This is a genomic window from Nitrosomonas sp. (assembly GCF_040256045.1).
In the GTDB taxonomy this organism is placed as follows: Bacteria; Pseudomonadota; Gammaproteobacteria; order Burkholderiales; family Nitrosomonadaceae; genus Nitrosomonas.
Genome location: NZ_JBDZWD010000022.1, coordinates 17477 through 26603 on the forward strand (window position 1 = coordinate 17477; position 9127 = coordinate 26603).

Sequence of the window (9127 nt, forward strand, 5' to 3'; positions counted from 1 at the left end):
CATATCCTGATCGCAATAATCATCTTTTCGATAGAAAACCTTGACGGATTCTCAGGTACTTGCCCGCAAGTGGCGCCCCAAAGATTTTTCAGAGCTGGTCGGACAAGAACATGTTGTCAAGGCGCTGATCAACTCAATGGAACAGAATCGGCTGCATCATGCCTATCTGTTTACCGGTACACGTGGGGTTGGCAAGACAACAGTAGCTAGAATACTGACGAAGGCGCTGAATTGTGAGCAAGGGGTCACCGCTGCGCCTTGCGGGAAATGTGCAGTCTGTATGGCGATCGACCAGGGGAATTTCATTGATTTGATCGAGCTGGATGCGGCCTCTAATACCCAAGTGGATGCCATGCGGGAACTGCTGGATAATGCGCCGTATGCACCGGTTGCCGCGCGCTACAAGGTTTACCTAATTGACGAAGTCCACATGCTTTCCAGATCAGCATTCAATGCAATGCTTAAAACTCTGGAGGAGCCGCCAGAACACGTCAAATTCATTCTTGCTACTACTGACCCCCAGAAGATTCCTGTTACCGTGTTGTCACGTTGCCTGCAGTTCAATCTGAAGCAGATACCTCCTTCTCTGATTGTAGGGCGCCTGACTGAGATTCTCTCCATGGAGGGAATTCCAGCAGAGATTGCTGGTTTGAGATTGCTGGCACAGGCTGCAAAAGGCAGTTTGCGTGATGCGCTGAGTTTGCTCGATCAGGCTATTGCATTCGGTAATAGCGTAGTGAATGAATCAAATATCCGTGCGATGCTGGGGGTGCTGGATCAGGATCATATATTTGCATTGCTGGAAGCACTGGCAGAGCAGAATGGCGCAATGATATTTGCCATTGCAGATCGGCTGGAAGCGGCGAGTGTATCGTTCGACCAGGCTTTGCAGGATCTGGCAGCATTGCTTCACCGTCTGGCAACAGCACAGATCATCCCACAGATGCTCGATGAAACACAACCGGACAGTGACAGACTGCTTGCATTAACAAAACGGTTCAGTTCCGAGGATATCCAACTGTTTTATCAGATTGTACTGCACGGACGCGCTGATCTTGCCCATGCTCCGGATGAATACAGTGGTTTTACCATGACACTGATGCGGATGCTGGCTTTTATGCCGGATTCCCGGCGACCTGGCAAAGTGCATACAGATACCGGTACGGATTGCACGCGTGGAGTGAAAGTTGAAGCGCCGCCCTGCCACGGGGAAGCGAAGCCAGTGTCAGATCACTCTCCAAACGAAGCTTGGCTTGCACTGGTGAACCAGCTCAAACTGAGCGGGATGACACGAATGCTGGCGCAATACAGTGAGGCAAAGTCTTTTTCAGAAAGCAGAATCGAGTTATATGTTGCAGAAATGCATAAACATCTGCTGGAAAAATCCTACCAGGACAGATTGAGATTTCAGCTTGAAAATCACTTTGGCAAACCGGTCGAAGTGATTTTTTCCCAGGGTAGTATTACCGGCGTAACTTCGGCTACGTTGCAGGATCGTGACAGACTTGCCAAGCAATCCAGGGCAGTTGAAGCGATTGAATCAGATCCCTACGTGCAGGAACTGATCGAACAGTTCGATGCCAGATTAAATGTTTCTTCCATTAAACCGATCGATTAACGGAGATTTTAAATTGATGAAAGCCAATTTGGGTAATCTGATGAAGCAGGCCCAGCAGATGCAGGAAAATATGAAGGCCATGCAGGAAAAGCTGGCGGCGATAGAGGTAGAAGGCCAGGCGGGAGCAGGAATGGTCAAAGTGACCATGACCTGTCGTTATGATGTGAAACGGGTCAATATCGATAGCAGCCTGATCGGTGATGATAAGGAAATGCTGGAGGATCTGGTGGCCGCCGCCATGAATGACGCAGTGCGCCGGGTGGAAACCGTAACCCAGGAAAAAATGGCGAGTGTGGCCAGCGGTCTGGGATTACCCGCAGGAATGAAATTTCCTTTCTGAACGAAATCTGGTCACGTATTCCTGACGGGCCGGCTCAAACACAGGATTCATCGTCATGTCGGCTGACCGGCTGAAGAACCATAAACCCCGGCATACACGCAGGGCATTTTCCTCCTCGAAACAATCCGGTGCTACGCCTGCCGCGATTGAAACCAGCAGGCTGCAAAAGCTGCTGGCACGTAACGGACTGGGTTCACGCCGGGAAATCGAAGACATGATCGCTGCCGGGCGCGTGAGTATCAATGGAGTGACGGCAAAACCTGGTGATCGTGCCGGACTTGGGGACATGATACGGATAGACGGAAAAATTATCCGATTCAGGCTCGCCACGCTTTTACCACGAGTTGTCATTTATCATAAGCCGGAAGGTGAGATCGTCAGTGTGCGTGATCCCCAGGGGCGACCGTCGGTATTCGACAACCTGCCGCACGTACGATCTTCCAAATGGATAGCGATAGGCAGGCTGGATTTCAATACCAGCGGGCTGCTGATTTTTACGACGGACGGTACCCTGGCTAATTACCTGATGCATCCGCGTTACCAGATGGAGCGGGAGTACGCAGTACGTATCGTCGGCGAACTGACCCCGGAACAGATTACTCGCCTCACTACCGGTATTGAACTGGAAGATGGTCTGGCAAAATTCGAGCAGTTGCTTGATGAAGGCGGAACGGGAACGAACCGCTGGTATCGCATCATGCTGAAAGAAGGCAGAAACCGTGAAGTACGCCGGATGTTCGAAGCACTGGGATTGACAGTCAGCCGCCTGATCCGTGTCAGGTTTGGTCCTGTCAATCTGCCGCCCCGACTCAAACGCGGTATGTGGATCGAGCTGATGAATACAGAAGTAGAGCAGTTATTGAAGCTGGTCAGCCAACCAAGTACCGGAATTCCGGATAAATCCCCTTCTACACAAGCAGGTCGCCGCGCCTGACCATGAGAACGAACTGATCTCCGGAACTGGTCTCCAGCCAGGTACAAGACAGTTGGGGAAATGCTCGTTCGACTTCGGCCTGATTATGGCCGATTTCTACGATCAGCAGCCCGTCTTCGGTCAAATGACGCGCTGCTTCTGTGAAAATCCGGCGAATGATATCCAGCCCGTCCGACCCCCCGGCAAGTGCAACAGAAGGTTCGTGATGGTACTCTTCAGGCAGCATGGCCATGGATGCAGCGTTGACGTAAGGGGGATTACTGATGATCAGATCGTATTGCTTACCTTGCAGCTCTGTAAAAAGATCTGACTGGATCAGGCTGATTCGATTCATCAGGTCATAGTTTCTGACATTGATGGATGCAACATCCAGCGCATCGGAGGAAATATCTACTGCATCGATTTGTGCTTGCTCGAAGGCATGTGCCAATAAAATGGCGAGGCAGCCGGAGCCGGTACACAGATCAAGTGCGGTGCTGATGTCGTATGGATCCATTATCCAAGGGGTGAGGCGATCTTGCAGCAGCTCGGCAATGAATGAACGCGGTATGATGACCCGTTCATCGACGTAGAAATTGAAGTCGCCCAGCCAGGCTTCGTGCGCTAGATAGGCCACCGGGATTTTTTCATTCACGCGTCGTTCAATGATGCGAAGAATCTGGTCACGTTCATTGCGGGTCAGCGTGGCATCCATAAATGGCTCCAGTTGATCGGCGTTCAGATGCAGGGTATGCAGAATCAGATAAGCAGCTTCATCATAGGCGGTCGGCAGACCATGCCCCAGGAAAAGATCGGAGCGGTTGAAATAACTTACTGCGAATCGCAGCAGATCGCGCAAAGTATGTAATTCCTCTGCTGCCTGGCGGATGGGAGTGTCACCAGGAGTATCGTTTAGTTGTCTGGTAGGGTGCATGGTTCGATTCGAGGTTATCTGCAGGCAATTTAGCATAAAAGAACTAATGAAAATACAGGGAGTTCGGGTACCGGTTCAAACGGAAGACGAGTATTTCATGCGCCAGGCACTTGATCTTGCCCGTATGGCAGATGCTATGGGAGAAGTGCCGGTCGGTGCGGTAATGGTCAGAGAGGGCCGGATCGTAGGGTACGGGTACAATTGCCCGATTACGACTGGGGATCCGACAGCGCATGCTGAAATCAGAGCGCTGCGCGATGCTGCCGGCAAGGTGGGGAATTATCGCCTGCCGGGGTGTACGTTGTATGTCACACTAGAGCCCTGCGTGATGTGTATTGGGGCGATGTTTCATGCCAGAGTCACGCGGCTGGTTTACGCGGCGGATGATCCTAAGACTGGCGTATGTGGCAGCCTGCTCGATTTGCCTGCCGATACCCGGATCAATCACCATCTGATGGTGAGTCGGGGAGTATTGGCCGATGAAGCAGGTACTTTGCTGAAACAGTTTTTCATCGCAAAGCGCAGTACCAAACAGCGGAATACATCATGAAAATCATCGTCGATATTTCACTGCAACAAATGATTCTGCGGGATGCTACAGGACAGATTGTCAGGCGTTATTCGATTTCTTCCGCAAAAAATGGCACCGGGCAGGAGCATGGCAGTTACTGCACCCCATTGGGGAAACATATCATTCGTGCCAAAATCGGACAGGGCGCACCGGTCAATACCGTATTTGTCCGGCGACGTCCCACTGGAGAGATTTATACACCTGAACTGGCTGCCAGCAACCCGAACCGTGATTGGATTCTGACACGCATCCTGTGGCTTTCGGGATGTGAAGCGGGGTTCAATCGCCTGGGGTCGGTCGATACCATGCGGCGTTATATCTATATTCACGGTAGTCCTGATAATGCCGAGATGGGCAAACCCGGATCGATCGGCTGCATACGGATGCATAACCATGATCTGCTCGATCTGTTTGAACGGGTGCCTGCCGGTACCCCGGTTGAGATCGATGCCGGATGAAGCCTGGAGAGAAGCAGGCAATCAGAAGAACAATGTTGACATCAATAGCCTGGTGGGGAAAATAAGATGAAGCCGTTGCGAGGTCAAGCATTACTGAATGATCCTGTACAAAACAAATCCACCGCTTTCACCCGGGAGGAACGTAAACGTTGTGGCCTGCAGGGACTGCTGCCGTATAACGTGACGGATATCGGGAGACAGCAGCAACGGGTACTGGCCAATCTACGGAGTAAGAACAGCAATATCGAAAAATACGGATATCTGAACGATTTGCTCGAACGGAACCAGCGGCTATTTTATCGCACGCTGATCGACCATATTGGTGAAATCATGCCCCTGGTATATACGCCTACCGTGGGTGAGGCTTGCATGAAGTTCACGCAGATTTTCAGAAAACCGCAGGGGTTTTACATTACTCCGGAAGATCGGGGAAAAATCCTGTCTCTGCTTGAGAACTGGCCGGAGAATGATGTGCGAATCATTGTCGTCACAGATGGCGAGCGCATTCTCGGGCTTGGAGATCTGGGTGCAAACGGTATGGGAATACCAATCGGAAAAATGGCTTTATATGTAGCTTGCGCTGGCATTCGTCCCGAGCACTGTATGCCAGTCATGCTGGATGTCGGTACCAGCAATCAGGGGTTGCGGGAGGATCCACTATATCTGGGTTATCCCCATCCACGGCTGACCGGTCAGGATTATTTGTCACTGGTGGATGAATTCGTGGCGGCCGTGCAGGATAAATTTCCGGATGCATTGATTCAGTTCGAGGATTTCAGCAGTCAGAATGCATTCAGGTTGCTGGATCGTTATGCTGGGTCGGTTCGATGTTTCAATGACGATATTCAAGGGACGGCTGCGGTTACGCTGGCGGGTATTTATGCTTCCTGCCGTATTACGCACAAAGTGTTTGCTGATCTGAAAATCATGCTGCTGGGAACGGGTTCGGCCGCAACCGGGGTCGCTGAACTGCTACTGTCAGCATTCATGAGGGCTGGGTTGAGTGAAGCTGAAGCCCATTCCAGAATCAGTTTCGTGGACAGGCAGGGCTTGGTGGTAACCGCACGGGAAGCTATTAAACCACGTATCCGGTCCTTTGCCAGTGGGCATGCAGCAATGGATTTCGTGGATGCGATTGTCGCCATTCGGCCGGATGTGCTGATCGGTGCGACGGGAACTGCCGGAGCATTCGATGAGATCGTGATTCGCCAAATAGCACGATATCAGGAACACCCGGTGATCATTGCGCTTTCCAATCCAACCTCACATACGGAATGTACTGCTGAACAGGCGTACCGGTGGAGTGACGGGCGGGCTGTTTTTGCAAGTGGGAGTCCGTTTGCTCCGGTAACGTGGGGAGGACGAACCCGTTACCCGGCGCAGGGAAATAATGTATATATCTATCCCGGAATCGGACTGGGGGTGGTAGCCAGCCATGCACGTCTGGTGATTGAGCGCATGTTTCTAGCAACGGCTGAAGAACTGGCGAATTGTGTGTTACCTGAAGAAATCGAACGTGGATCGATTTATCCGGATATTTCCCGGGTGCGCGACGTTTCACAAAGAATCGCCATCAAGGTTTGTCAGATGGCTCGTCAGGAAGAATTGGCTGGCGTAGACCTCCCCGATGATCTGGAAATGTATGTACGCACCCTGATGTATGAACCTGGTTATTGAAACAGAAACCCTCCACCCCGGATTACAACTGTAAAACGGGGGGCGATCAGATTACCTGATTACTCGAACAGGTTGACGATACCGTCGAGTCCGACATGATTGAGGGAGAAAGTCGCTTTTTCACGTAATATGGGCTTTGCATGGAAAGCGATGCCGATACCCGATTCTTCCAGCATCTTCAGATCATTGGCCCCATCTCCGACGGCAATGACCTGATCTTTACTCAGCCCGAGTTCATCCCGTATCCGCTTCAGGATTTCTCCCTTGCCGGATGCACCGATGATATTACCCAGCACGCGTCCGGTCAGTTTGCCATCCTGTACTTCGAAAGTATTGGCAAATGCATAATCCAGACTGAGACGGTTTTTTATCCGATCGGTAAAAAAGGTGTAGCCACCCGAGATCACCATGGTTTTGATACCTGCAGATTGCATACACTGGAGCATTTTCTCGGCACCGGGGCTCAGTCGGACACGCTCGTCGTAAACTTTCTGCAGTGCTTCTTCGGGCAATCCTTCGAGCAGAGCGGTGCGGCGAGTGAGGCTTTCAGCGAAACTGATTTCCCCGCGCATGGTGCTTTGGGTGATAGCAGAAACTTGCGGTTTGACATTGTGCATGTCGGCAATTTCATCAATAGATTCGATGGCAAGCAATGTCGAATCCATATCCATGGCGATCAGACCGAAATCAGTCAATTTTTTACCTGATGGGACGAAAGCATGATCCAGACTGGCTTCTTTACAATATTCTGCTATATCCGGATGGGGTTGAGCATTCAGCAGCCGGAAGGCTTCTCCAGTGATACGATCGATCCGGCTGGCTTCTGCAAGTTTTGCTATGGAACGTAAATCATTGTTCTGAATGTCGTTTCCTTGAATGATGAGGTTCATGAGTATTATTTTATTTTGAGTAAGTGACGAATGCAGGCACTATACATGGAATGTCGTACCATATAAATGCTGGGGGAGATACGATCAGGTTTTCAAAGGTGATGTAAGCGACGGGTTCCATTCAGCAATCCGGTTGCGACCTGCATGCTTGGCAGCATATAAAGCCCGGTCGGCAGCTTCCAGCATTTCTCTGTAAGTTGAGAACGATTTTTCCTTGTCTATGTTGACGGCCAGACCGATGGAAGTCGTGATATGAATGGTACTTATCTCATTTGGCTTGTAGGAAATGGCTGCAATACTTTCCATTATCCTCGCCAGGATATGTCGCGCTGCCGAGAGGGTGGTTCCGGGCAAAATCAGAGCAAACTCATCACCGCCATAGCGGCAGAGGATATCCATTTGACGGATCTGTTCGGTAATAACCCTGGCAATCGTAACCAGTACGCCATCTCCTGCAACATGTCCGTAGGTATCGTTGAAGATCTTGTAATTGTCGATATCGATCATTGCCAGGGAAAGTGGTGATCCCTGTTGAATCGAAAGCTGAAATTCATGCTGAAATGTTTCATCGAAGAAAGCCCGGTTGTGCGCACCTGTCAGACCATCATGCTGGATTTTATCCCCGAGTTCACGAATCTGGATGGTGGCGTGTACTATCAGTAACTCTCTGGCTTCGGTAACGATGCTATTGAGATGAACCGGGTTGAGAATGGTGATTTCGAACAAATCTTCTACATGCCGCAACTCATTCTGCATGGTTTCCAGAATTTCTATCAATGCATGTCCGTCGAGGCCAAGATAAGCTTCTGCCATGTGGGTTATTTCATCAATTTTTTCTTTCCTGTCTTGTGAGAGAAAATAATCCGTAACATATCCGGAGGTAGCGACACATTCGTTGATCCCGGCATTGGGTTTTTCCGGTGCAGTATGGCTATAGCGGCAGGCGGTAGGTACATAATCGGGAAACTTCCAGTATTCGAGCAATGCGGCACCCAGTTCATCATGTCCTACGCCGAATGCTTTGCGTTCAGCCGCAAGAAGGGCATTATGATTGTCTGCAAGCGAAAAGACTGAAGGATAGTCTTCGGGCAGAAGCGCGTGGAAAGCGAGAATACCGATATCCTGCAGTAATCCTGCGAGGAACAGATTATCCAGCATCCTGCCCATTCCCAAGCGTTCGCCCAGAGCACGACTGGCTAGGGCTGAGGTGATCGAACGACGCCAGAAGATGTTGCTGTCGGCCATGCCCAGCTTTTTTCCAGATTGTTTTACCAGAGAATCGGCAAGCGAGAAAGATAATGCTATCGTAATCACACCGTATGTTCCCAGAATACCGGTCGCCTGACTGATGTTACTGACTGGATATCTGGATTTATACAGCGGAGAGTTGGCGGTTTTGATAATTTTGGCGGCAAGTGCAGGATCGAGCGAGATATAATGATTTATCTGCGTAAGACTGGCGTCTGCGTCGCCCGCCAGATCGATGATTTTCAGCACAATAGAAGGTAAGCTGGGCAGATTTGTACAAAACCGTAATTGCTCAAGCAAATTTTCTTTCATACATCTTTTTCTCAGGTGGTGAACAGATAACCTGCTTATTCATTCTAGATTTTCGAGAACAGTCATTCTACCCGATATAATTCCATGAAAACACTGGAGAAGAGCTATTAATCAAACTCATTTTTGTTGAATGTCGCAAGCAAGATTCCGGAATATGGCAGGAAGT

9 protein-coding genes are annotated in these 9127 nt (G+C 50.2%); 6 read left to right on the forward strand and 3 right to left on the reverse strand.

The annotated features are described in order from the left end of the window. Positions 1–40: 40 nt before the first annotated feature. The 3 genes from dnaX to rluB are packed head-to-tail and all read left to right on the forward strand — an operon-like array spanning position 41 to position 2892. Positions 41–1618: a DNA polymerase III subunit gamma/tau gene (gene dnaX, locus ABUL11_RS05955; RefSeq protein WP_350282944.1), complete on the forward strand. Its 1578-nt coding sequence runs from the start codon at positions 41–43 to the stop codon at positions 1616–1618. A 16-nt stretch (positions 1619–1634) separates the two neighbouring features. Further along, complete coding sequence (locus ABUL11_RS05960; RefSeq protein ID WP_350282945.1) at positions 1635–1958, forward strand: YbaB/EbfC family nucleoid-associated protein; 324 nt, start codon at positions 1635–1637, stop codon at positions 1956–1958. A 55-nt stretch (positions 1959–2013) separates the two neighbouring features. Next, a complete protein-coding gene (rluB, locus tag ABUL11_RS05965) occupies positions 2014–2892 on the forward strand; it encodes a 23S rRNA pseudouridine(2605) synthase RluB (protein ID WP_350282946.1) in 879 nt (292 codons plus the stop codon). Here the strand turns inward: rluB and prmB are convergent. After that, the gene (gene prmB / locus ABUL11_RS05970; RefSeq protein ID WP_350282947.1) at positions 2867–3805 is read right to left on the reverse strand and encodes a 50S ribosomal protein L3 N(5)-glutamine methyltransferase; all 939 of its coding nucleotides are present in this window, start codon (positions 3803–3805) and stop codon (positions 2867–2869) included. The two genes, rluB and prmB, sit on opposite strands and share 26 nt — an antisense overlap. Before the next feature lie 46 nt (positions 3806–3851). On the opposite strand from prmB, the gene tadA reads away from it, so the two are divergent. The 3 genes from tadA to ABUL11_RS05985 all read left to right on the forward strand — a co-directional run bounded on the left by tadA (position 3852) and on the right by ABUL11_RS05985 (position 6511). Next, positions 3852–4355 carry a tRNA adenosine(34) deaminase TadA gene (gene tadA, locus ABUL11_RS05975; protein ID WP_350282948.1) on the forward strand — a complete coding sequence of 168 codons (504 nt, stop codon included), beginning with the start codon at positions 3852–3854 and terminating at the stop codon, positions 4353–4355. After that, positions 4352–4834, forward strand: coding sequence for a L,D-transpeptidase family protein (locus tag ABUL11_RS05980; RefSeq protein ID WP_350282949.1), 483 nt, complete (start codon positions 4352–4354; stop codon positions 4832–4834). Before tadA ends, ABUL11_RS05980 begins: the two co-directional genes overlap by 4 nt. Before the next feature lie 66 nt (positions 4835–4900). Further along, a complete protein-coding gene (locus ABUL11_RS05985; RefSeq protein WP_350282950.1) occupies positions 4901–6511 on the forward strand; it encodes an NAD-dependent malic enzyme in 1611 nt (536 codons plus the stop codon). A gap of 59 nt (positions 6512–6570) precedes the next feature. On the opposite strand, the gene serB is transcribed toward ABUL11_RS05985, so the two are convergent. Both serB and ABUL11_RS05995 read right to left on the reverse strand, forming a co-directional pair. Further along, complete coding sequence (gene serB, locus ABUL11_RS05990; RefSeq protein WP_350282951.1) at positions 6571–7401, reverse strand: phosphoserine phosphatase SerB; 831 nt, start codon at positions 7399–7401, stop codon at positions 6571–6573. Between the two features lie 84 nt (positions 7402–7485). Next, a complete protein-coding gene (locus ABUL11_RS05995) occupies positions 7486–8961 on the reverse strand; it encodes an HDOD domain-containing protein (protein ID WP_350282952.1) in 1476 nt (491 codons plus the stop codon). Positions 8962–9127 lie beyond the last annotated feature (166 nt).

Coding starts and splice junctions, on each gene's coding strand:
- ABUL11_RS05960 (WP_350282945.1), top strand. CDS start 1,635: ATGAAAGCCAATTTGGGTAATCTGATGAAGCAGGCCCAGCAGATGCAG.
- rluB (WP_350282946.1), top strand. CDS start 2,014: ATGTCGGCTGACCGGCTGAAGAACCATAAACCCCGGCATACACGCAGG.
- prmB (WP_350282947.1), bottom strand. CDS start 3,805: ATGCACCCTACCAGACAACTAAACGATACTCCTGGTGACACTCCCATC.
- tadA (WP_350282948.1), top strand. CDS start 3,852: ATGAAAATACAGGGAGTTCGGGTACCGGTTCAAACGGAAGACGAGTAT.
- ABUL11_RS05980 (WP_350282949.1), top strand. CDS start 4,352: ATGAAAATCATCGTCGATATTTCACTGCAACAAATGATTCTGCGGGAT.
- ABUL11_RS05985 (WP_350282950.1), top strand. CDS start 4,901: ATGAAGCCGTTGCGAGGTCAAGCATTACTGAATGATCCTGTACAAAAC.
- serB (WP_350282951.1), bottom strand. CDS start 7,401: ATGAACCTCATCATTCAAGGAAACGACATTCAGAACAATGATTTACGT.
- ABUL11_RS05995 (WP_350282952.1), bottom strand. CDS start 8,961: ATGAAAGAAAATTTGCTTGAGCAATTACGGTTTTGTACAAATCTGCCC.